Consider the following 22,599-nt stretch of genomic DNA (forward strand, 5'->3'; position numbering starts at 1 on the left):
TGTGGTTTCATCGTGCATCCTCTTCCATCTCCTTTGTTAAACGCAACTCTATCATTCTCGTATTCAGGTATATTTACTTTTTTCCAGCTACATGGTACCTTTACCTTTTCGCAAACGCTTTCAATAAAAGGAGGAGTATCATGTGGAAACCAGACAAAAAATAGGGTTGTTTTTAGGGCCTTTACTGTTTGCTATTTTTTATTTTATCCCTTCTATCACGGGGTTAGGTGATGAGCCGAGGGCTGTGCTGGCGGTCACGCTGTGGGTGGCAGCCTGGTGGATTACAGAAGCGATGCCGATCCCTGCTACGTCGTTGATGCCGATTTTTTTGCTTCCGATTACTGGCGGCGCTGATCAGAATACCGCAGCGATGGCCTACGCCGATCCGATTGTCTTTATGTACATGGGCGGTTTTACGATTGCACTCGCGATACAAAAATGGAATTTACATAGAAGAATTGCCATGTTTATTTTATCGTATGTCGGCACCGGAAGTCAGCGGATTATACTGGGGATTCTGATCGCTACCGCAGGACTGTCGATGTGGATCTCCAATGCAGCAACAGCACTCATGATGCTCCCGATTGCTCTTGCCTTAATAGAAGAAATTAAAGAGAAGAACTTTTTTGATGAGGCCTCGCTTAATCGCTTTGCCAAGAGTCTCCTTCTTACTGTTGCCTATGCCGCTTCCATCGGCGGTCTTGCGACGATTATAGGATCTGTTCCAAATGCTGTTTTTGTAGCGGTTGCCTCAAACAGCTTAGACCGGACTGTTACATTCTTTGACTGGTTTTTATTTGGCTTTCCACTGACACTTATTTTGCTTGCGGGAATGTATTTTTACATGACCAAAATTCAGTTCAAAGTAGAAAACCAAAAGGATATCTCGTCCGACTTTGCGAGGAATCAGTTAAAAGACCTTGGACCGATGTCTTACGAGGAAAAAGCTGTATTAACGGTTTTCTCTGTCGTTGGGTTTCTCTGGATGTCCAGCGGTTTCTTGCCGGAAGCGTATACGCTGTCGGATACCTCGATTTCCATGATCGGAGCTGTCTCCATGTTTCTTTTCCCCGCGAGACAGGAAAAGGGCGGGCTCATGATATGGGAGGATATGAAGGAGCTTCCGTGGGGCATTTTGCTGCTATTTGGCGGTGGATTATCGCTTGCTGCAGCCTTTGAATCCTCAAACCTGACTGAATGGTTCGGCGGATTATTAGAAGGGCTTGGTGTTCTGCCTTTCATCGTCATCTTGATTGCTCTTGCTGCTATTGTTCTATTTATGACTGAAATCATGTCCAATACTGCAGTTTCGAATATGCTCCTTCCGGTAAGCATTGGACTGGCGCTTGCCATTGGTGTCGATCCTTATCCCATAATGGCAATCGTGGCATTAACCGCTTCATGCGCCTTTATGCTGCCGATCTCAACGCCGCCAAATGCCGCGGTTTTCAGCTCGGACTACTTAACGATTAATGATATGGTGAAAGCCGGTTTCTGGATGAATATCCTCGCCATCTTCGTGATTGTTCTATTCGTCTATTTTTGGCAGCCTGTGGTGTTAAACTAGGACATCAGCGACACCAATGAACTGATAAATGGCTTATCGCAGTACCATCAGCACCGTGTGATCATTCATACGGTGCTGTTTGTTTTCAATAAAAGACGATATCTGTTTCTATAGTATCTTGAACTAAATGGTAGATAAAGCAAATAAATAAATGACGATATGTTACAATTTTTAACAAGCTCATCATTTAGGAGGTTGAACTGTGAGATACATTTTATCTTGTTTTCTGCTTTTAATTTTCTTCGCATTGATTTCTGGTTGTGATAATTCTACTAGCGGCAGTGATGTGATGTTCAGGGGTGACAGTGATCACTGGGAGGGAGAAATTATTTTAGATGAAGAAACGGATATGACTAATTTATATTTAACACCTAATGAAATTGCTGAAGAAAATTTGAACGAAATCGTGGTTGATATTAGCCGTGGTCAAAGAAAAATAAGGTTAGAGGCGGAATCCCATAAAGAAGATGAACCACTCAGAATTCGTATTGCTGAAGATGTGTTTAACGATACGACGGAAGTAAAGTCAATAGATGTAACGGTTTGGTGGGATCATAACAATAATACTGAGTCTTTAGAGTTAGTGAAAAATAGCGATTAAACATCTTAATTTTACTTATAAACTTATAAAGAAAAGCTGCTGGGATCCTCTTTTTTAGATAATAAAAGCAACACTTCATAAGCTTTTATCCGCTTAAGAACTGTCACTCAGTAAACTATTCCGAGCTATATACACGTTCCTACAGCAATCCCACAGAGCATAGCCACGGCTATTACGACATCTCCAGCTGAACAGACTAATCGTTCAAGAAGAAGCGCCCAACCCAATTGTCCATTACCATTTTATGCTCAGTCCTCCATCACATTAAAATAATCTCTCTAGCATTTGTGTTATTACTCCATATGTAACTATGCTTAGAAAGATGGTGGATCCTAAAACAAGATAAAACTTTTCTTTGGTCATCGTTATTTTGTTGTCACTGTCTTCTTCTTTGTTCCGTGACATTGTTAGTAAACCACCTTTCAGATTAAACTAAAATTGAAATCAATTACATCGTATGAACAAAACACCAGCTGTTCCCACCAAAATTTCAATATAACACTGCATTTCCAGCACTCTATCGCTAAAATAGTTCGCCCCCGATTGCTGATGACAGAAAGAAAGCAGCACTAACGGCAATAAGTAAAATCGTAGAAGCAAGCAATAATTTAAAGTGTTCCTTTTTCTTATCCCTATACATTTCAACTAACTGAACCGTATTTGATAACCCTAAGATAAAAAGCATACTGAAAACAAAGTAATCCACATTAGCCTTTGTAGAATTCTCAAATATGATTGCTGATCCTGCAGCATATAGAACTCGGAAGGCAAAGTACATTGCGAGTATTTTGATCATTAACTTTAAGAGAAATAAACCCTTGCTTTTCCTATAGTCTTTTTGAATCGTATCCAGTATTTTCATTTTCCGAATACGCCCCACCCCTTCTCTAATTATTCAGTAAGATATTGGTATATAAAGATATTCTACAGACTCTTATCACCCTCATCAACCTATGAAAAAGAAGGAAAGCACTGTATCAAAGAAATAACCAATCGCATAAGAACGATTTGAATACCTATAAAGTTATAAAATCAATTAGTTATTTATTTAAGATGCAACCAATTGTTTAACTATAGCAAGGATGGATAACCAGCTTCCAATAATTCTTGAATTATAAACGTATTAACTAGATCTTCTGAGACAAACCACGAAGCAACTTTTCGGGACCCGGAAAAGGAGTATGCAGCCTTTTCATTAACTTATTATCACACTCTAAAGGAGGAAATTTCATGAAATATGTTATTTTATCAACAGGAATTTTAATTGCATCAGCTATCCTTTATTCCGCTGCATATATTACTTCAGCAATTATTAAATTAATAGGTAGCAGCGTTGGGGACGATGTGTTAACTTCCCAAGCACAGCCTCTGTATGTGTTAAGTATTATTGCGTTGATTGCAGCAATTTTAATACTAATAATCGGATTTTTGAAGAAAGATAATGGCATTAAACAATACCGTAATGACTCTTAAAATCATAAAAAAAATTCTTAAAAATAGTTAAATCTTTAAAAAAATGAGTCAATTCAGATCAGAAATATAAGGAGCCTTACGAATGAATTTGATTCGCAAGGCTCCTTTTATTTTTTACTATTTTCCTACTCCAATAACTCTGGCAAAATTGGCTTAGAGAAGAAATTAAGCGGCTTTCAGATCAAACATCCTTTTAGAGAAAGTGTAATAATAAAGTTATTGGATTGTGAAAAAACTAACTTATTTCCAATGGAGGATTTCTCATGTAATTTGACAACCCCCTACATAATTCTGTAAGGGGTTTTTTCAAGAGATTTTTGATAGGACCTGTTCAATACTTTTTTGAAGTGTTCGCAACTTAGAATCACTGTTTATTTTAATGTAAAAACTTTTTAAAAATGTTTTTACATTAAACACTAAGAACCAATACTTTTCACTCTCCAACTGCTCCTTTTGATTCTTTAATTCTATAGGTAAGTGCTGTATTAATTCTTCTGCTTTTTGAACGTTCAGTCCTCTATCCAGCATTTCAAGTATAGGTATGAGTAACCTTTCTTCTTCATCGTGAACATAGACAGTTTTGGATATTAGAATCTTGTTCCACAGTGTCCTTAGTATTTCCGGATAACAATCTGTGTTTAACTTTGGATTTTTCACCAATCCACCAAAAGCGTCAGCTACATGTGCAACACTATGGGCCCACCCTTTACCAGCGATGTATCCTCTTAGATCTGTCTCCAGGTTGATGTATGAAATTAAGTTCTCTTTAATGGTAGCAACTGTGCTTGATGATAAAAAATTTTCTTGATGATCTCTGTACAGAATCAATGCGATTAAAAGTGTACTAAACGCTCTTGTGAAGACTGTATCCGTTTCTTCTTCACCGATTCCTTTAAAAATCAGTTCACTCAAGCAAGCATTTAATAGTTCTTTTAATAGTTCAGATTCTAGATGATTACTCTCAATGATCAATCTGTAAAACGAAGTATATATCAATTGATCTCGGAGTTCAGCATCTGTAGAGCCGATATGCTCTAGCATAGACACGATTATCGATAATCGATCTACCTCTTGCCAGTCACTTTCTCCATGTTTAATCTTAGTTAATATATTTTTAAGTTCACAGTCACCCAAAGAAACTTTTCCTGATAATAAACTCATCAATATCCCCTTTTACTACTCACTTTTTTTACGAGGGTCAACACCAACTGAACTAAACAGGTATTCAACCTTTGCAAGGAACTTATTTGAATGTCTTGATAATAGATCCAATAACATTTCACCTACTTCACAACACGGTATCGCAAGTGGGTTTCGCTCGCAAAGGCAGCTGTTTCTTTCCGCTCCAACTTAATCTGCCTTCCGAGCCCGCCAAATAATGAAATGCCGTCACCCAGCAGCAATGGTACTACATGTAATTGAATTTCATCCACGAGGCCAAGCATTAGGCACTGCCGGGATATGCTGCCTCCCAAAATCGCTACACTCTTTTCACCGGCAGCAGCTTTAGCAGCTTCGACTGCATGCGTAATATCATTAACGACAAACGTATAGGTGATGCCGTCCCTTTCAATCGGTTCACGATCCTCATGAGTCATTTCAAATACCGGAATCTTTAGCATACCGCCGTACGGTATCTCCCCTTCCTCGATGGTCTGCGTCTTGTTAGCGCCACCGACTACGGCTCCTAATTCATTCATCACTTTGCTAACGACAGCTCCATCTTCATCCACAGACGAAAAGCCGAACATCCAATCAATGCCTCCATTAGGATCTGCCATAAAGCCATCAAGTGTTATGGTCGCATGAATAATCACTTTTCCCAATTTACTACCTCCCTCATCCTCTAGTTCTGTCCGCAACCTAACTAAAAGTAGTCCCAAATTTATTAATCAATCATTTATATAGTAATTTATTCTATACCATATCAAAATCCCCTTCTTGTTGAACTAAACCACTTTTTACTTTACATTTATTTCCTTTCTTTTAACTAAAAAAAGCGTTCCTTGTTAAAGAAACGCTCACCTTTAGTTGAAGAAGAAAGGGACGCTTATTCAATAATCGCGCCCGATTCAGGAACAATCTTTTATGGTTCACTAATTCCTACCGCAAGCAAAAGGAAATATGCGAAAACCAACACTGCACCATTCAGAACAATTCCTGTTATAACAAACCATAGTTTTTTAGATACTATGGCAAAAACAATTCCAAGTACGGAAAGCACCGTAAACACGCTAATGCCCAATGTCAAATTCGCATTAGGTCCTCTTATTATAAAGAAAAAGATTACACTTATTATTACGGTCAATATAGATAAGAATCCAAATATATTTTTTGTTCTATTGTTCAAAATTGAACCCTCCATTCCATCTTAGAAATTTTTCAATAATCTGTCCCGTTTGTTCAGGACAAGTAAAACAACCCTCTTCAACTAACGCTCCCTTATCTGAAAAAAATAGAAAAGCAGTCAATGGTGAAGCAGAATTAAAAGGTGGGGTAACCCGCCTTTTTGATTAATGATCCTCTTTCACAAAAAACAACACTAGCACAGGCCACGCAATCGGAATCCACGCCAGACCTTTTCTATTCGCATCAGGATAAAATCTGTGTACCGCATTCACAGACAGCCCCCACAAAATAAACCAGTCAACCGTCATAACAGAGACCAGGCTTGATTCCATAAATGCTTCACGATATCCGGATAAAGAAATTCCCTGTAAGAGGGTAAGCAAATTTCCGAAGAAGAAAATGAGTAATAAGATCAGCCAGATGTTTGATCTCAGTATGCGCAGTATCCATTTTGGTGTTCTTAAACCGCGCTTTGCAGGACGGTCACCAAATGCAAACCATGGAAGCAGCGCAAACGCGCCTCCCGCAAATGAAGCTAACGAAAACGGCCATGCAGGCCATTTTTGACGGTCATTGCGTAATAAAATCGTGAGGAAAACCAAAGGGAAAATACCTAATGAGTTAAAAACAGTCAATACAAGCGGATCGATCTCATTCCAATTCCCTGCAAATACCTGCTCCATGACGGGGTCTGAACCCTCAGAGCCCGGTGCCAGGAAGACCGCGTATGCAAGGAGTAATAACCAAATTACCATAAACTTCATCTCATCACCTCTTTTCAATATCATACTTGAAAGAAGTGGAAGCAGGCGAACAAAAGGCGGTTGATGGGTAATAAAAAATTCGTCCGCAAAAGCGAACGAATTTTTTTCTTAGCCGGCAATCATACCGCCATCTACGACTTTAGCCTACACAGCACAACTTAATTAAGTAAATCCTTTTTTTAACGAAACACCCTTCAGGTACATATACGAAAGGGGTAAAACGGTGCAAGCCTTGGCTTTTTCCAGTTTCTTTTTATCCTAAATATCTTTCTCTGATGGTCGGCTGGTACTGTTTTTCCTCGTCATTCTTTGTAGAATTTGTCTTTTCAACGACGGGGTGTATTGGATAAATACAGAAACTGTATTTGCGTTTGCCTCCAAGAGCCGTCGCTAGTGTTCGTTAAAAATAACGTACTCATATAAAACTCTTCCGTTCAACTAGATATATTCAGTATACCGGGGTCTGAAAATAGAAAAAACCCCCAACTGGGGACAATTTTTAAAGTGTCTACCAATTTGGGGTCAGTTCATAATGGTTAGAGCTATTATTATGTCTTTTTATTCGTTTAACCTAGTCCTTTTTATTAAATAAGATTTTTATAAACCAAAGAATAAAACAATCCATTTAGCTGTTTCAGAAGCTACATCCGGTGGAAGGCCACCTTGTATTAGGATTGAAGCAATAGCAGTCTCTTGGACATCCTGCACTCTTTCGATATAATCAGCAATTTTGTAAAAAGAGTCTTTAGCTTGCGCCGCATATTTCTTTCCAATCACTTTAGAAAGTGGTCCTTCTAGATATGTTCCAGATTTTCTTAACCCTTGAACAGCCAGCTTTTTGGCCAAATTAGTGACTATGTTTTGAGTTCCGATTTGTCCTGGAGACACGGATCGATCAGTGTAGACAGCTCCATTATTTAAAAACCGCTGTACTTCTTGCTGGGAAAGCTGCCCAACAGTCGGAGAAGCACTTATCCCTGTATTAGAAGGACTCACTACTGCTGAACTTGTATTTGGTAAAATACCAGAGAACAAAGTAACCGAAGATAAGACTATAATAGTCCCTCTAACCAATTTCTTTTTAATAACAATTACCTCCCTTTTAAAAAGTATAATGTTATTATAACATTTTATTGAAAAAAAGTAAAATAATCCTATTTACTATTGTGAGAGAGTACCTTAAATATTATTACTATTAATAAAGAACCAATCAACGCAATAATAAGGGTAGATAGTTCAATAGATTCTAGATTAAAGAAAACTATTTGTACCCCTTCAAATAAAGCTAATAAAATAACGTAAATTGTTATGGCACTTAAAATAAATAATCTGAACCATCTAGGAATTGCTATCCAATAACCTAATATTTTTTCTGAAAATTTATTCAAGAAAAACATCCCCTTTTCTTATACATTAAAAATCTTAGAGGTGAAAATCTATATTTTTCCACATTAACACTAATGCTCTATTTTTTCTATCTTCATAATTCATTTCAAGTTTACAAGGATGGTTCTGCCGAATCATCCGAAGGTAGTATACGGGAATGCTGCTAAAAAAAGAAAGCTCCTGTGATCCCTTGTTTGTTTAAAGGGCTTTATTATCTTTCTATAACCACCACTTAAAACCAAACTCTTTGACTTAAAATGCACTGTTCACAATCTTTACCGGATCATTACTTACAAAAGAACTTATTCTCCATCACCAAGGTCATCAAGATTTGACTCATTATGAGATAAGTAGTTCAAAACAAGCTCAAATGCTTATCTTGATCTTCGTATTCTATTCTATATAAAGCTAAAATCTTCTGACCCACTGTTCTTCTTTCATAATCAAATAACTCTGTAATAAAGATTGGGTCAGGATTAATTTAAAGAATAGAATTCATGTTTAGACCATGTTGGTCATACTTTGCAATTCTGCTAAGGTAATACAAAACTAGCTCTTTTGAAGTTATTTCACCGTTATCCATAGCAAGTTGAATTTCACTAATTGTTAATTCTTCTCTAAGCTTTTATTATGCTCAACCACTGCCGCTAAGAGGAAGAATGCAAAGATGTGATTTGTAAGTAAGCCAGATATACATAACAAGGTAAAAATCATCAACAGAAAAAACGACCGGACGCTAAGTCCGATCGTTTTTATGTTTATTTTTCAATTAAGCTTCCTGAATAGCTTTCTACCATTAATCGTGCCGCAAGATAGGCTGGTGCATTTTGCACGAATGCCTGGAAGTGGCCGCTTTCGTTATGGGACTGAACTGCTTCTTCGTTCTCCCATACTTCGATCATCGTGTACGTGAAGTCCTGTTCCAAGCTTTTCACCAATTCGTATTGAAGGTTGCCGGCTTCTTTACGCGACGCTTCGATAAGGGGCGCGATTTCCTGCAAAAATTCACTTTCTTTTTCGGGCATGATTTGAAATTGAACATGTGTAATAATCATCGTTTACGCCCACTCTGTGATCTGGTCTACATCAAGTCGCACGGATGAGTAGCCAGGGTTCGCAGCCTTTCCGATCGAAATCAGCATCACAGGATAGTAGCGCTCTTTGTCCATACCAAACGTGTCTGCAATTTTGTCTTTTTCATAGCCGCCAATTGGGTTGGTATCATAGCCGTGGGCACGTGCAACCAGCATCAGCTGCATGGAGACAAGTCCGCTGTCAATTAAATTCATTTCTTTCAGCTGATCGTAGCTCATCGTTTTAAAATAGCCGCTGATAGCCGTTGTTTGCTGCTCTTTTACATCCTCAGGCATAACCCCTTTTTCTACTGCTTTTGAATAGATTTCGTCCAGATACGCATCGCTTTTCATATCTGCAAAAACCGCGATCACAGCAGAGGATGTTTCAACCTGTGACTGATTAAATTTTGCGATTGGAGCAAGCTTTTCTTTGCCTTCTGGTGAATCAATAACAAGAAAACGCCATGGCTGAAGATTCACTGATGACGGTGCCAAAGAAGCCTCCGTAAGGATTTCCTTCATTTCTTCCTTGCTGATTTTCACCGTTGGATCGTAGCTGCGGACCGAACGGCGTCCTGTAATAATTTCATTAAAGTCGTTTACTTTCGTTGTATTCATTTAGATCATCTCCCGTTTCTGTATAAATTCTATGTTGTGCTGAAGCTTCTCAAGGAGTTTGTCCAGCTGATGAGATTCTTCCTCTGAAATTCCCTCAAATAATTGATTGATAAAATGCGTTTTTTCCGCGCAATAATGCTCAATGCGCGAACGCCCTTCATCTGTTAATCGAACAAAGGTGACCCGGTTGTCTGCGGCATTTTTGTGACGGGAAACGGTTCCCTGCTCCTCCATCTGCTTTACATGACGCGTTACTGCTGCATGGTCAACCTTTACACGCTGCTGCAGATCCTTCTGACTAATTTCATCCACTTCCATTAATCGCTGCAAAATCGCAAGCCTCGTCTGACTGATTCCCATACAGGTCTCAAACTTTGGCGCCACCCGCTTACTCATATCATGAAGCCGAAGCAGCACACTTTCTTTGCCAGCACGTTCTTCCGTCAATCGCATCCACCTCCAATAAATAATTGATCTATCAATTATTGATGTATCAAATATTAAGTTACAAAGAGCAATTAGTCAATTCGTTTGCTCAAAAAGCTGTGAAACACTAATTCGATAGATTTTTATATTCCTTGTTTAAGTTCTTTTGACGATTATTAATAAGTAGTCAGCACCAAAAAATACAGCTAATCCTGCGAGCAAGATATGTAAAGAATTTAAAACAAAGTGGCCGCCAAAGAATGATTCGCCAGTATAGTTCAGAAGCAATACAGTACCTCAAAAAACAAACGTTACAAATTCCCATCAAAGATTATAAATGAAATATTTTCAACATCATCGCTCATAGCCAATTCCATTAGTTCGTTGGAATTCGCTAGAAGAATGATTTCTAAATCATAATTATGTAGGACTTTTATTAATTCCTTAGATTCTACTTTTGATTTTCCCTCTAAGCATACGAGGCATTTTTTCAACCTACTCCCCCCTATTCTTTAAATTTTCATTTAACCGTTTCTCAAAAGATCGGTTAAATGGTTTTCGGCCGTTTATTATGCTTTCTACATACACTGGATGATAACCTAACTGCTTTGCTAAATCTTGTTGAGATATGTGTAGTTGCCTCAACAATATGACTAATCTCTCTGTATTAGTCTGTATCCTTACGTCCTTTAACCTAGTCACCAATAGACATACATCTCCCTTATTATCAGTATCAATTCATGTAAGACAAAAAAAGCCCATACAAAGTCACTTAGCATTGACTTTGTATGAGCAGTATTTGCTTTAAATTATATTTAGTTTAGAAAACGATCTTATACAGAACAATAATTTGTTATGGAATTAAGTATATCATTGTAATATATCTGTATACAGTGATAACCTATTAGAAAGTTCCCTACTAATAAATCCTAACAAATATAGAACTTGGTTTATGAAAATTAATAATAACATAGAAATGGAATAAAAAAAGAATTTTCGGAATGGATTAGAAATAGAATAAGCATGTATCAAACGCGTCTGAAAATTAAATCTTTCTTTCGGACCAAAGGACAATTATTTAAGAAAATTTAGAAATTATTCACAAGGTTTAAAAACTGGTTATATATGCAGTTGGCATGGAGAGATTTAAAGCTAGAGAACCCTATTGTCGGTAGATTAGCTAAAGTTAATTTAACATTTGTGAAAAAAGAAATGACTAGTAAGGAGAAATGATCAAAAATGGAAAAAGATTTAGATTTATTAGATGAAAATAAATTAACAGTCAGCGGCACGGTGACTAAGGAAGAATTCAACAAATATGGAAAGTATCATTTTGAATTAGCCTACAGAATCATATTCTACTCTCTTTTTATATTTATATTTTTTATTTTTGCAATTCCTACAATTAATATGGCAGATGCTGATTTTTATATATTTTTGTTCATACCCTATGCGATTTTTTCTCTACTTGTTTCATTCCTAGTTGTGTTGATTGGAAAGTTTACCTCTAAAATAAGAACGTCACGAGAATATAACAGTGACCAATTAATTCAAAAGGAAATTACTTATACGTTCACTCCCAAGGAAATTCAACAAAAGTTTGACAGGTCTGTAGGTTATTTTGAATGGAATCAAATTCAGAATGTACATGAGAATAAGGATATGTTTCGTTTATATGTTTCAAAAGCAAAAGCCATTATACTTCCAAAAAGATTTTTTAATTCCAATGCAGAAATTGAACTACTGAAAAAGTTAGTCAGAGATAAATTAGATAATAATAAGGTAAAGTTAATGTAATTTGATTCAAATTTTTTTAGAACTTAGTAATCATTAATTGAGCCCCTTTCCTCAGAATTATTTAGTTATGAGGAAAGGGGCTTTATTTTGTTAGGTTATTTGTTAATGTGGTGAAGACCTTTCATTAATATCAACTTATTATTATGCAGGTGCAATACTATCAGCTAATTCTTCCATGACAACTAATAGCATTGTTATAGCTGCCGCGGCCGCCGCCGCTGCAGCTATTGCCGCTCCTATATAAGGAGAGATTAGGATCATTAATACTACAACAGCCGCCGCTGTAGCAGCAAAAATAACGGATTTTTTCGCAAAACTAGTAAATTCAGGGCTTGTTACATATTCTTTATATTGTTCAAAAATTGGTTCCTCCACAAACGCAGGAATTCCTGGCAAGTTTGTATTAAGATGAAACTCTATAACTATAGAGAAGCCTGCATTCGTACCATCTTGAATCTTTAAGTCGGGCATATTAAGTGCAATAGAAAAAATTGGTGTAGTATTATTAAATCCCACCGAGATTCGAATATCCCCTGTCTGCATTTGTACTGCGAACCCATCTAGCAGATCTGGATTAAATGCGACGTTAAAGTGAGCATGGTTTTCAAGGATCTTATCTCTAACTAGATCACCAATTTCCCCTTGTAGTTGCCCGTCCTTTACACTTATTTTTGTTGAAGAGGAGCCTAATAATTTATAGGAAGTAGAAAAAATGAATTTCCCTTTCGTTACCCCATAGTTAAAAGGAACTTCTACGTCTCTGCCAAATTCTAATGTAGGAAGAACGTTTGAAACCTCAACATTCTCTCTGAAAGTTGGGTAGACCTCTCTAATTTTTTCAATCTTATCTGCACGAACATCTCTTATCTGCTTTTTTCTTTCTTGTTCAGTAAGACCTTCTTCAGCAGGGGGAGTTATTCCTAATTTTGAAATGATTGCTGTAGCTATCGCTTGTGCAAACTTTTCGGGTTGAGTGCGCAAAATATAAGCGTCATAGCTATTTGACAAGAATCCAGTTTCAACTAGGATAGCAGGCATTGTTGTGTAAGTGATAACGCGGAAATTATCCTGTTTTGCTCCACGGTTATTAAGGATCAGCTCTGTAGAAATAGATTGGGCGATTGCTGCAGATAACTCCGATTCTGCCTGAGAAGGATTATACGTATAGCATTCTGTCCCAGAAGCAGCTGAATTAGGATTGGCATTGCAGTGAATAGAAATGAATAAGTCTGCATCACTGTTATTTGCCATATTAACAATTTCGTTTAATTCGTTGAAAGTATCATAAGATCGGCGAAATTGTACATTGGCACCGTTTTCAGCCAGAATTCTTCCTAATTCACGGGTAATGATTAAGTTGACATTTTTCTCTACAAGACCATTCCCTGTTGCCCCTGGATCATGTCCACCATGACCTGCGTCGAGAAAAATCTTAACGCCATTAGGGTTTGATACGATCGGCTCGTTACCGCCTCCGCTAGTTGGAGGTGTGTATCCGCCGTCACTTGGTGCAGTGTTTCCTCCCGTCACTCCAAATAATGGTGTAGAAGTAATGGAACTGTCATTATCTCGTGGTGCATAGATATTAACAGTGCCGAAACTTTCTGTATTAATAGTGTAGCTGTCAGCACCTACTGATCCTAAGATTTTATAGGTTAATCCTCCAAACATGGAAGGTCCTAAATTTCCAACCTCATTACCACGTATAAGAGACACGCCTAAAGGATAGACTCTCCACGAGCTAATATGCGGCATTAAGTTTAAATAAAGACCGTGAGTTGCGCCAGCAGAACCGTCAGCAGAATCTAAATAAAGTGGAGAGTCCGAGAAAGTACTGTCATTATCCTCTGGTGCGTAGATATTCACACGTCCAAAGCTTTCTGTCAAAATGGTGTATAAATTTGATGAAGGTTGTCCAAGAATTTCATAGGATAAACCTCCGTAACGTGATGGTGCCAAGTTTCCAATTTCATTCCCACTGACTGGGCTAGCGCCTAGTGGATAAACTCTCCACGAAGTCATATGCGGAGCCAAATTTAGAAATTGTCCTCCACCTGAACCGGAAGAACCACGATCTCCTCCATTTGAAAATTCAGGACTATTTGTAATTGTGCTATCCGGGTCACGTGGTGCAAAAATGTTCACACGGCCAAAACTTTCTGTTTCGATCGTATATAGATCCCCAGAAGGTTCATTTACAATACGATAAGACAAACCTCCAAAAGTAGCAGGAGCCAAACTTCCAACCTCGTTACCCGCAACCGGACTCACTCCGATAGGATAGACTCTCCACGAATTCATATGGGGTTGTAAATTCAAGTAATCCCCTGAACCTGTTGAATTTGATTCATTGTCAAACTGAGCTACGTTATTAATGCTGCTATCGTTGTCACGCGGAGCGTAGATATTCACTGTACCAAAACTCTCCGTTCGAATAGTGTAAACATCTGCACTTGGATTACCGACGATTCGATAGGAAAGTCCACCGAATGTTGCTGGTGCCAACTGTCCTACTTCATTCCCGGCGGTAAGTGTTGTACCGATTGCGTATACTCTCCAAGATGTCATATGGGGCATTAAATTTAAATATTTCCCTTCATTCACAATAATCTCTCCTTTTTAGTTTTGCCGGCTATTTTTGACTAGTCACTATACTAAGAGAGAAATCACTTGAATGTGTAAAGCAAAAAAAGATTTTTTATTTTGAATTTATCAGTAAAAATACGAACATATGTTTGTTATACTATTTATATGGAGGTGAGAAAATGAAAAAAATCTCTATTCTTTAGTACTATTAGCCAAAGAAGAGAACGAGGATGAGGTGATATTAGAAGTAATCAATGTATTTAATCCTATAATTAATAAGTATGGGCGTCTTCTCGGAGGGGAAGATACGAAACAAGATTTACGTTTGCATATGGTAAATGTAATTAAAAAAATTCCTCTAGACACTTTTCGTGAAAAGAACAATAAAACCATATTTACCTATTTCGCAAATTCTTTAAAGTATGAGTACATTCGTCTTTCAAAGAAAGCCCGCAGTCAAAATACAAATGAGGCTACACTTGATTTTGAGGAGTTTATGGAACACACACCATTAGGATCTGATATTGAGTTATTAGAAATGATGGAAGTATTGTCAAAAAAGGAAGCCTTTATCATTGATTGTATTTTTACTAGCTATTTATCTGTTACTGAGGTAGCGCAGTATTTAGGAATCTCAAGACAAGCCGTAAACCAGTCAAAAAAGAAGGCATTAGAAAAAATTAAAAATTTATATTTCGTTGACGACACACAAAAAAAGAAAGCATTATAAATTCCTGGGCGGCCAAACCACAAGAATAATGCTTTCCATCTAAATTATACCGCAAATCAAAAACTCATAACAAGGCTACAAAAAAGAATCCGCTATTTTTTAGCGGATTTTTTTCATTAGCTATTTATTCCATTAAGACTTCTAAGTTCATCTCTTATTTGTGGTAAATTTTCCTGCTGCACTCTAATAATTTCTTTATATTCTTCTTCTCGTTTCTTGTTCGTCCTTAACACATAAACAAAAAGAATTCCGAAGAGCACTGCAAATATTCCTTGTGTAGCTAGGTATTCAATAAATGCACTTTCCATTTTTATCTCCTCCTTTATTTACTAAGAGAATTCCGTATCAAAAATGTAAAGTTTGTCGCAACTTTAAATTAATTTAGTACTAAACTAAAATGTTTAGTGATGTAGAAAAAAAGAAAATTAATATCATTTCCTTCAACAATCCGTTATAATAGGGGTAGATTTTCTTCCTTTACTTTTTTCAGCAGCCAATTACGGTTTGCGGTTTCGAATAAACAATTTTAAGCCTCTTGGGCAGTTTGTGGCAACATAGTATTTTTTACTGTGTCGAACAAATTTCTCTAGGGGCTTTTTTGCGTTTTCTGAAATAGGATGAAAATCAAAACTTGGGAAAGGGTGCATAATATGTGCGAAAACAAAGATTGTATGGAGGGTAGAAGTAGTTATCTTAATTTATTAAAAAAACCATTTCTACCAGAAGAAATTGAATGGAGAGTTAATAGTGCGAGCGGGAATGACCGTATCTTAGTGGTCCCCTATATAAACGCACGAACTGTAATGAAGCGATTAGATCAAGTTTGTGGAGCTTTATGGCAATCCAAATTCACTCCTCTTATTGTAGATGGCAAAGAAGTATTTCAATGCAGCCTGTCTATCAAAATTGAAGATGAATGGATTACGCGAACAGATGGTGTTGATCTATCAACTACGAACGCTTTTAAAGAGGACAACAATACAGTACCCCAAAAAACAAACGTTACAAAACAGGCCGTATCTGCACTTTTTTTAGCATGCGGATGATGATCTGGTTTGAAAAACACGTAACAACTCTACTTCTCTACACACTTTTGACAGTAATCTATTTCAGTTCAGCACGTATAACCGGCTTATTCAGTGAGCCTGTCATAAAGCGTCTCCGCCTGATCCATTTCTTCAATTAAGGGATTGTGGTATTCCCTTAACTCATCAACTACCGCTCTGAGCCAAAGACTAATTTTAATTTCGTTTACTGAACCGTCTGATTTGAGGATATGTACTGCATCTGAATAACTCTTCCACACGGAACGGAATGTCCCCCAGATTCAACTTCTTTCCAATAATTTTTTTTATTTCAAGCAAGACCTTTTCACAATGAGCTTGTAGTTGTTTCTTCCGTGCATCCATGTCTTCAAGCCTTTCACGTTTATTTACGTATCACTATTCACTGAACGGCAGACGCGGACTTTCATCTTTATAGATGGAGTATGTTGTACCGTATTCTTCCATTGTGGAGCATTCTTCATCACTGCAGCTGAATAGGTAGGTTTGTTGGTCTGTACGTACGCTCACATTAAAATAGTAGGGAAATACCCCTCCCTTTGCCTTGTTTATATCCGTGTTGATCGCAATAACATCCTCACTCTCTGCCAAACGCTTATAATCTTCACTCTCCACCGTTTTTTGAACCATTTCACTGAGTATAATTGTCTCTTCGTCTGTAGCTTCAAACCATTGTTCAACTAACAGCCATCTTCCAAGCATGAAAAGATTGATTCCTATACTTAAAATAAATAGCAGCAGCACAATCTTACCCTTCAACTTCCCCGCCCCTTTTTGTTCTTTTCTTTAAGCGCCTTCAATCGCCATCTTTTTTATGAAGTCTGCATCCATTTGATTCAATCCTTTGTACCTCGGCTCGTCTGTCTCATCATATGGACGAATGGCATAGACGCCTCCCTCTTCTGAAAACCAAACATAAAAGGTAAATACTCTAACCTTACGAGACGGGTCATTCCAGCTGACAACATAATCGGGCTGCGCATCACCAATCTCTGGCTGCGCGTCCACAGGCTCACCCTGCATAAAAATGGAGGTAAGATTGGTTACTTCATTTAACTGGTCTCTATTCGTAAACGTTGCGGCAATGGATGTTTCTGATGTTTCAGCATTCACTTCGGCAAACGACCACTCCGCCGTCACCTCATCCTCTACTAAATAAATACCTGCAGCCAACCCTAAACTAAAAACGACTAAACCTGTAACAACAGTCATAACAATTTTTTTCGTCATCCAATCCTCCTCATTGATCGTATCTTACTGTTTATCATACATGTTTTACATTTATTACTAAAGAAAGATATTGGAAGTTAGAAAGAAAATTTCAACATGAATATCATTCTTTGAAAGGTTTAATCCCATTTTCAAAGCTGTTAATTCATAAATAGCTCTAGCAGAGTTAGTTCTTCTTTATTATGAAAAAAAGGAACAAAATAGCCTGAAGTCAGCCTATTCTGTTCCTATAAGGTAAATTGAATTACTTAAGAAGAGGCAATGTAAACCAGAAATGGTGGTAGCCATCATGAGAGTAAACGCCAATTTCTCCTCTATGCTGTTCGATGATTTCCTTTGAGATGGCCAGGCCCAGGCCGCTGCCTCCTGTATCTGAACGGCGGGTAGCATTCGTGCGGTAGAATCGTTCAAAGATTTTGGTCTTGTCCTCTTCACAAATGTCGTTTCCTTCACTAATAATGGAGACACGGTACTCTTCTCCAACAACTTCTCCATGAATACAAATAGGCTCTTTGCCTGAATAATAGCGGATCGCATTGTCGATCATATTGCTTAGCACTTGCTGAATCCCCGTGTCGTAGACGTGCGCTTTTCCGGGTTCTGCATCGATCTTCAATTGAATCGTTTTTTCCTTCAGGCGCCAGTGAAACATCTCAGCTACCTGCTCGATCAGATTCTTAATCTCTTGAGATCTTTTTTCTGAAAACTTTTGCGTGCTTGCATGGTCCCATTCTTTTAATTGCTCAAATTGCTCCACCATGGATTCAAGTCTTTTGGATTCTCCGTGAAGTGATTGAAAGAGCTTTGGATCCCCTTCAATCACCCCGTTACTCAATGCATTCATATATCCGATTAAATTGGATAACGGTGTTCTGAATTCATGGGACAGGTCAGTTACGATTTTCCGCCTCGAATCTTCGTTGCTTTTGAGCTGCAGGACAAGTTCATTAAACTGAGTGATCAGTTCACTCATTTCTCCTTCCGCCTTTGCCTCAATCGTTTCCGGATAACGGCCTTCCTTCATACTTTTCGTAGATTCAATTAACTTTTTCAACGGCCGTATTAATTTGGTAGTCAAATGAAAATGAATGAGGCTGCCGACCATTATTATTAAGATGCTGTAGATCCAGAGATAGTGCAAAAGGGCACCATTAAATTGATTCTGCCTCTGCGGATTGGCATCTATTCCTTCTACCAGGATGCAGGCTGTGCTGTAAATCGCAAAACTGCTGAGCGCTATAACGGTAATGACAATCGTGACATTTAAAAAGGTCAGTCTCCAAAGAATCTGCTTCGGCCACAAAGACTTGGCAAGTTTACTCATGGACAAATTTATACCCCATTCCTCTAACGGTTAAAATCCGTTTGGGCGAAGAAGGTTCGTCTTCAATTTTTTCTCTTAGTTTTTTTATATGAGCATCAATGGTGCGGTCCATCACCATTTTGTCAGCATAAGGATACAACTGGTTAATTAAGTCCTCTCTGCTCAGCACGATATTGGGATTATCCATGAAATGAAAGAGTAAATTAAATTCATGCTTTGTTAAGGACAGGGTTTGGCCAAACAGTTGAACTTCTCCTTTTCTAGGCTTAATGGATAAACCATTGTAGGTAATTTTTTGACAGAATTGTCCGGTTCGGCGCAAGACAGCTTCCACATGCGCCACTAGTTCGTCCGGGTCAAAGGGCTTTGTCATATAATCATCAGCGCCGCGTTTCAGTCCATTAATTTTGTCACTGGTCTTTGCTTTAGCAGAAAGCATAATAATAGATACTTCGTTGCGTTCCTGGTTTTTAATCCAGTCACATAATTCTTCACCGCTTGTATCCGGAAGCATTAAATCCAAAATAATTAAACAGGGCTGAACAGACAAGAATACATTTTTTGCTTCTTCTCCATTTTCCGCTTCAGCGACTTCGTAGCCTGCTTTTTGTAAATAAATAACAACCAGGTTTCGGATCATCCGATCATCTTCTACAACTAGTACAGTTGATTTCATTTCGTTCACCTCTGGCTTGATGGATTTGGCCTCTTACTCCATCTTTTCCACTTCCTGAATCATCATGTCATGATTCATAGCCCCGGGCGCAACAAATGAGATACGCCCTTCCTGGTCAATCATATAAGAAACCGGAACACCGCGCACCTGATAAGTATTCGCTGTTTCTGCCTCAACATCCATTAAAATCGGGAAGCTTAGTCCGAAATCGGTGACAAATTGGGATACTCCTTCTTCATCATTTTCAGAGTCCGTTAAGTTGACTGCAAGAATTTCAACCGGTACTTCCTGCTCCTCGTAAAGCTTTTGCATATCCGGCATTTCTGCTCTGCAGGGTGGACACCAGGTCGCCCAAAAATTCACAAAGACGCGCTGCCCTCTATAATCTGATAAACGAACGGTTTCCCCTTCAAGGGTTTTCAGTTCAATTTCAGGGGCGATATCCCCAACCGCCAGACCAACTTCTCCTGCATCATCCATTCCTGATTCCGTTGCCTGTTCTTCTGCTGAATCCTGACGGGGCACAACAAAATCGTAAATCGCCCAGCCAACCATTGCTGCTATAATTGCTCCTACAATCCATTTCTTCATTCAATACCGCCTCCTGTTTTATCCTAAATCGCCCAGCCACGTATCTTCGACTAAATTCAATAGCCATCCCGTTATGACCGGCATCTGTCCGAAAAACAAAACCAGCCCCATGAGGACCATAATTGCGCCCCCTGCTTTCATAATGATCTGGCTTCTGCGCACGATCCATTTTGCTGACCCCAGGAAGAACGTAAGAATGAGAAACGGAAGCGCAAAGCCAATGACATACATCAATGTGTAAAAAATCCCCTGTCCCGGATTAGAGGCTGCCAAAAGGAGAATCGATCCGAAGATAGGTCCAATGCAAGGCGTCCACCCCGCTGCAAAACCAAGGCCAATAAAAAATGTTCCAACATATCCTGCAGGTCTTTTATTGTAGTGAAAGCGCCTTTCTTTCATTAACACTGAAAGGTTGATCCAGCCTCCGATAAACAATCCCATGATTAAAATAAATGCACCGGCAATGCGTTGAATGAACAAGCCGGATTCACCGATCAAAAGCTGCTGAATCCATTGTCCAAAGAAAGTGGCTCCAGCACCCAGGCTGAAAAATACAAGGGATACTCCAGCCAAAAAGATGACGGAATGGCTCAGTAACTGCTTTCGCATTTTCATATTTTGATTTCCCTGCAATTCTTTCACACTAATCCCGGTAATATAGGAAAGGTATGCTGGAAAAATCGGCAGTACACAAGGAGATAAAAAGGAGATCGCCCCTGCACCTAACGCCAGAAACATACCTGCAAGTAACATCGTATCCGCCTCAATCATGCCCATTATGCCTTCCTCCTTCTGCTATAAAATAATATGATGAATTGTCCAATTACAAAAAATAGCAGGATAAACCAGGGTTCCATCAAATATCCGAACATCGTGACATATGGCTGAAACGTCATGATTAGCAGCATCCCTGCAGCCCACCCCGTTATGGCAATGCTTAAGAGTCTATAAGTAGAAAACCTTCCTTGTAGACTAAGTAATACAGCGAGTAAAACAGCGTACAAGATGATGCCTCTAAAAGCATTCACCTCACCATTCCATGTAAACTGCAAAAATTCATACATAAATGCAGCAGGCACAATGACATACGTCAAAGCTTGAGCAACAGCCAAGCCATCGATTTTCCCTTCTCTGGTCCTGTGAAAAATCAAAGCCCCTGAAAAAAACACGGCTAAATAAAAGGCATTTTTATCACCAGGATAAGCTAGAATGGCCAGTGGATCACCAATAAATACAGGAAGATTCAGCAGCACTTTTGCCAGCCAAATAAAGAGGATTACATTAATAATTTGCGAGCTAACTTCTTCCGAACGTTTTTTTCTTAAATCTTTCTGAATGTCACTTACAAAATAAAATGTGACGATGCCAAATATAAAACTGATCACAAGTATTAAAATAGAAGCAATAATAGCAGTTGAAGGCATTACTTTTCCTCTTTTCTCATTCTCTTCTTTTTTATCCTACCTGCGCTGTGTGAAAATTTGATGAAAGTTTATTGCTATCAGGAAAAATGCCCTTATTTTTTTGCAGACCTACCGGGTAGATGGTTTTTTCCACAAAAAAAGCACACAAATCAGTGCGCTTTCTACTATTTCTTGATCCTATGGTGTTTACGCTTATTCATAAGGCTTCTGCCCAGCATATTGAATTACATGTGACAACCCATTATGCAGCTTTCCTTCGTATCGTTCTACTTCTCCTTTGAAAAAGTGCCTGCTATCCCAATTTTTAAAACCATCAAGAAAATCTTCTTCTTTATACATAAATTCTTCTGATTTCGGACCGCCGCTTCCATAGTTTAATTGCTCAACCGCATAGACTTCTGTTATAAAATATCCTCCTGGTTTTACTGCTCTTAAGATACCCTCCAATGTTTTATCCCGTGTTTCCTTAGGAAAATGACCAAAAATACATACCACAGCATCCCATTGGTTTTCTACCCAGTCCACATCGCTCAAGTCCTTCAATTCAGTCTGAACAGTCACACCCTTGCTTTGTGCTAATTTATTTGTTTTATCCAATCCGGCTTGGGCATAATCCCAAGCGTGCACCTGTAATCCTTTTTCGGCAAGAAAAACAGCGTTTCTTCCCTCTCCTTCAGCTATTGCAAGGACTTTTCCTCTTACATTCAATTCAGGTAAAATATCCGATAAAAACTGATTCGGTTCTGTACCGTACATGTATTCTTTGCTTTGATAGCGCTGTTCCCAGTGATTCATACTAGACCCTCCCATTGATGACTGATGATATTTAATCCATTTTTCAGAACACACCGTATATTAACTCTCAGGCATCTGTAATTCCATTAAACGGTCTTAATCATAACGCTCACTTATAACTT

29 protein-coding genes and 1 pseudogene are annotated in these 22,599 nt (G+C 38.3%); 6 read left to right on the plus strand and 24 right to left on the minus strand.

Annotated features, from left to right (window positions below):
* Positions 1–142: 142 nt before the first annotated feature.
* Positions 143–1,567: an SLC13 family permease gene (locus tag ACQCT8_RS09760; protein ID WP_426870582.1), complete on the plus strand. Its 1,425-nt coding sequence runs from the start codon at positions 143–145 to the stop codon at positions 1,565–1,567.
* Between the two features lie 202 nt (positions 1,568–1,769).
* Positions 1,770–2,168 carry a hypothetical protein gene (locus tag ACQCT8_RS09765; protein WP_426870584.1) on the plus strand — a complete coding sequence of 133 codons (399 nt, stop codon included), beginning with the start codon at positions 1,770–1,772 and terminating at the stop codon, positions 2,166–2,168.
* A gap of 264 nt (positions 2,169–2,432) precedes the next feature.
* Here ACQCT8_RS09765 and ACQCT8_RS09770 read toward each other — a convergent pair whose 3' ends face one another.
* Together ACQCT8_RS09770 and ACQCT8_RS09775 are read right to left on the minus strand one after the other, a co-directional pair.
* Positions 2,433–2,573, minus strand: a complete 141-nt coding sequence (locus tag ACQCT8_RS09770; protein ID WP_426870586.1) for a hypothetical protein — start codon at positions 2,571–2,573, stop codon at positions 2,433–2,435.
* A 118-nt stretch (positions 2,574–2,691) separates the two neighbouring features.
* Entirely contained in the window at positions 2,692–3,030 is a 339-nt protein-coding gene (locus ACQCT8_RS09775) for a hypothetical protein (RefSeq protein WP_426870588.1), read from the minus strand.
* A gap of 368 nt (positions 3,031–3,398) precedes the next feature.
* On the opposite strand from ACQCT8_RS09775, the gene ACQCT8_RS09780 reads away from it, so the two are divergent.
* Complete coding sequence (locus ACQCT8_RS09780; protein WP_426870590.1) at positions 3,399–3,641, plus strand: hypothetical protein; 243 nt, start codon at positions 3,399–3,401, stop codon at positions 3,639–3,641.
* Between the two features lie 306 nt (positions 3,642–3,947).
* On the opposite strand, the gene ACQCT8_RS09785 is transcribed toward ACQCT8_RS09780, so the two are convergent.
* The 11 genes and pseudogenes from ACQCT8_RS09785 to ACQCT8_RS09835 form a co-directional block, all read right to left on the minus strand.
* A complete protein-coding gene (locus tag ACQCT8_RS09785) occupies positions 3,948–4,802 on the minus strand; it encodes a DUF2785 domain-containing protein (protein WP_426870592.1) in 855 nt (284 codons plus the stop codon).
* 122 nt (positions 4,803–4,924) lie between these two features.
* Positions 4,925–5,458, minus strand: a complete 534-nt coding sequence (locus ACQCT8_RS09790) for a dihydrofolate reductase family protein (protein WP_426870841.1) — start codon at positions 5,456–5,458, stop codon at positions 4,925–4,927.
* A gap of 269 nt (positions 5,459–5,727) precedes the next feature.
* Positions 5,728–5,991, minus strand: coding sequence for a hypothetical protein (locus ACQCT8_RS09795; RefSeq protein WP_426870594.1), 264 nt, complete (start codon positions 5,989–5,991; stop codon positions 5,728–5,730).
* Positions 5,992–6,154: 163 nt separating this feature from the next.
* Positions 6,155–6,754: a hypothetical protein gene (locus ACQCT8_RS09800; RefSeq protein WP_426870595.1), complete on the minus strand. Its 600-nt coding sequence runs from the start codon at positions 6,752–6,754 to the stop codon at positions 6,155–6,157.
* Positions 6,755–7,351: 597 nt separating this feature from the next.
* Positions 7,352–7,750 carry a hypothetical protein gene (locus ACQCT8_RS09805; RefSeq protein ID WP_426870597.1) on the minus strand — a complete coding sequence of 133 codons (399 nt, stop codon included), beginning with the start codon at positions 7,748–7,750 and terminating at the stop codon, positions 7,352–7,354.
* A gap of 158 nt (positions 7,751–7,908) precedes the next feature.
* Positions 7,909–8,142 (minus strand): hypothetical protein, encoded by a 234-nt coding sequence (locus tag ACQCT8_RS09810; protein WP_426870599.1) that lies wholly within the window; start codon positions 8,140–8,142, stop codon positions 7,909–7,911.
* Between the two features lie 413 nt (positions 8,143–8,555).
* Positions 8,556–8,744 (minus strand): annotated as a pseudogene (locus ACQCT8_RS09815) (amidase); the annotation flags it as partial.
* A 154-nt stretch (positions 8,745–8,898) separates the two neighbouring features.
* A complete protein-coding gene (locus ACQCT8_RS09820; protein ID WP_426870601.1) occupies positions 8,899–9,195 on the minus strand; it encodes a putative quinol monooxygenase in 297 nt (98 codons plus the stop codon).
* Positions 9,196–9,198: 3 nt separating this feature from the next.
* On the minus strand, positions 9,199–9,834 hold the full coding sequence (locus ACQCT8_RS09825) for a nitroreductase family protein (RefSeq protein ID WP_426870603.1): 636 nt from the start codon (positions 9,832–9,834) through the stop codon (positions 9,199–9,201).
* On the minus strand, positions 9,835–10,287 hold the full coding sequence (locus tag ACQCT8_RS09830; protein WP_426870605.1) for a MarR family winged helix-turn-helix transcriptional regulator: 453 nt from the start codon (positions 10,285–10,287) through the stop codon (positions 9,835–9,837). It lies immediately after the preceding gene.
* Positions 10,288–10,755: 468 nt separating this feature from the next.
* Positions 10,756–10,962 (minus strand): helix-turn-helix domain-containing protein, encoded by a 207-nt coding sequence (locus ACQCT8_RS09835; protein ID WP_426870843.1) that lies wholly within the window; start codon positions 10,960–10,962, stop codon positions 10,756–10,758.
* 537 nt (positions 10,963–11,499) lie between these two features.
* Here ACQCT8_RS09835 and ACQCT8_RS09840 point away from each other — a divergent pair.
* Complete coding sequence (locus tag ACQCT8_RS09840) at positions 11,500–12,057, plus strand: YcxB family protein (protein ID WP_426870607.1); 558 nt, start codon at positions 11,500–11,502, stop codon at positions 12,055–12,057.
* Between the two features lie 141 nt (positions 12,058–12,198).
* Here the strand turns inward: ACQCT8_RS09840 and ACQCT8_RS09845 are convergent, their stop codons facing one another.
* Positions 12,199–14,661, minus strand: a complete 2,463-nt coding sequence (locus tag ACQCT8_RS09845) for an N-acetylmuramoyl-L-alanine amidase (RefSeq protein ID WP_426870609.1) — start codon at positions 14,659–14,661, stop codon at positions 12,199–12,201.
* Positions 14,662–14,878: 217 nt separating this feature from the next.
* Here ACQCT8_RS09845 and ACQCT8_RS09850 point away from each other — a divergent pair, with 217 nt between their 5' ends.
* Positions 14,879–15,373 (plus strand): sigma factor-like helix-turn-helix DNA-binding protein, encoded by a 495-nt coding sequence (locus ACQCT8_RS09850; protein ID WP_426870611.1) that lies wholly within the window; start codon positions 14,879–14,881, stop codon positions 15,371–15,373.
* A 116-nt stretch (positions 15,374–15,489) separates the two neighbouring features.
* On the opposite strand, the gene ACQCT8_RS09855 is transcribed toward ACQCT8_RS09850, so the two are convergent.
* Entirely contained in the window at positions 15,490–15,681 is a 192-nt protein-coding gene (locus ACQCT8_RS09855; protein WP_426870613.1) for a BhlA/UviB family holin-like peptide, read from the minus strand.
* A 342-nt stretch (positions 15,682–16,023) separates the two neighbouring features.
* Here ACQCT8_RS09855 and ACQCT8_RS09860 point away from each other — a divergent pair, with 342 nt between their 5' ends.
* Entirely contained in the window at positions 16,024–16,419 is a 396-nt protein-coding gene (locus ACQCT8_RS09860) for a Rad52/Rad22 family DNA repair protein (protein WP_426870615.1), read from the plus strand.
* 86 nt (positions 16,420–16,505) lie between these two features.
* Here ACQCT8_RS09860 and ACQCT8_RS09865 read toward each other — a convergent pair whose 3' ends face one another.
* The 9 genes from ACQCT8_RS09865 to ACQCT8_RS09905 all read right to left on the minus strand — a co-directional run bounded on the left by ACQCT8_RS09865 (position 16,506) and on the right by ACQCT8_RS09905 (position 22,477).
* A complete protein-coding gene (locus tag ACQCT8_RS09865) occupies positions 16,506–16,679 on the minus strand; it encodes a hypothetical protein (protein ID WP_426870617.1) in 174 nt (57 codons plus the stop codon).
* 136 nt (positions 16,680–16,815) lie between these two features.
* Positions 16,816–17,196, minus strand: coding sequence for a hypothetical protein (locus ACQCT8_RS09870; RefSeq protein WP_426870619.1), 381 nt, complete (start codon positions 17,194–17,196; stop codon positions 16,816–16,818).
* A 27-nt stretch (positions 17,197–17,223) separates the two neighbouring features.
* Positions 17,224–17,667 carry a hypothetical protein gene (locus ACQCT8_RS09875; RefSeq protein WP_426870621.1) on the minus strand — a complete coding sequence of 148 codons (444 nt, stop codon included), beginning with the start codon at positions 17,665–17,667 and terminating at the stop codon, positions 17,224–17,226.
* Between the two features lie 244 nt (positions 17,668–17,911).
* Positions 17,912–18,991, minus strand: coding sequence for a sensor histidine kinase (locus tag ACQCT8_RS09880; protein WP_426870845.1), 1,080 nt, complete (start codon positions 18,989–18,991; stop codon positions 17,912–17,914).
* Entirely contained in the window at positions 18,984–19,667 is a 684-nt protein-coding gene (locus ACQCT8_RS09885) for a response regulator transcription factor (RefSeq protein WP_426870623.1), read from the minus strand. The genes ACQCT8_RS09880 and ACQCT8_RS09885 overlap by 8 nt, the downstream gene beginning before the upstream one ends.
* Before the next feature lie 33 nt (positions 19,668–19,700).
* Positions 19,701–20,258: a peroxiredoxin family protein gene (locus ACQCT8_RS09890; protein WP_426870625.1), complete on the minus strand. Its 558-nt coding sequence runs from the start codon at positions 20,256–20,258 to the stop codon at positions 19,701–19,703.
* Between the two features lie 18 nt (positions 20,259–20,276).
* Positions 20,277–21,035 carry a cytochrome c biogenesis CcdA family protein gene (locus ACQCT8_RS09895; protein ID WP_426870627.1) on the minus strand — a complete coding sequence of 253 codons (759 nt, stop codon included), beginning with the start codon at positions 21,033–21,035 and terminating at the stop codon, positions 20,277–20,279.
* Positions 21,035–21,682 carry a hypothetical protein gene (locus ACQCT8_RS09900; RefSeq protein ID WP_426870629.1) on the minus strand — a complete coding sequence of 216 codons (648 nt, stop codon included), beginning with the start codon at positions 21,680–21,682 and terminating at the stop codon, positions 21,035–21,037. Before ACQCT8_RS09900 ends, ACQCT8_RS09895 begins: the two co-directional genes overlap by 1 nt.
* Before the next feature lie 192 nt (positions 21,683–21,874).
* A complete protein-coding gene (locus tag ACQCT8_RS09905; protein WP_426870631.1) occupies positions 21,875–22,477 on the minus strand; it encodes an SAM-dependent methyltransferase in 603 nt (200 codons plus the stop codon).
* Positions 22,478–22,599 lie beyond the last annotated feature (122 nt).

This window comes from Jeotgalibacillus proteolyticus (assembly GCF_050107735.1).
GTDB classification, from domain to species: Bacteria; Bacillota; Bacilli; order Bacillales; family Jeotgalibacillaceae; genus Jeotgalibacillus; species Jeotgalibacillus proteolyticus_A.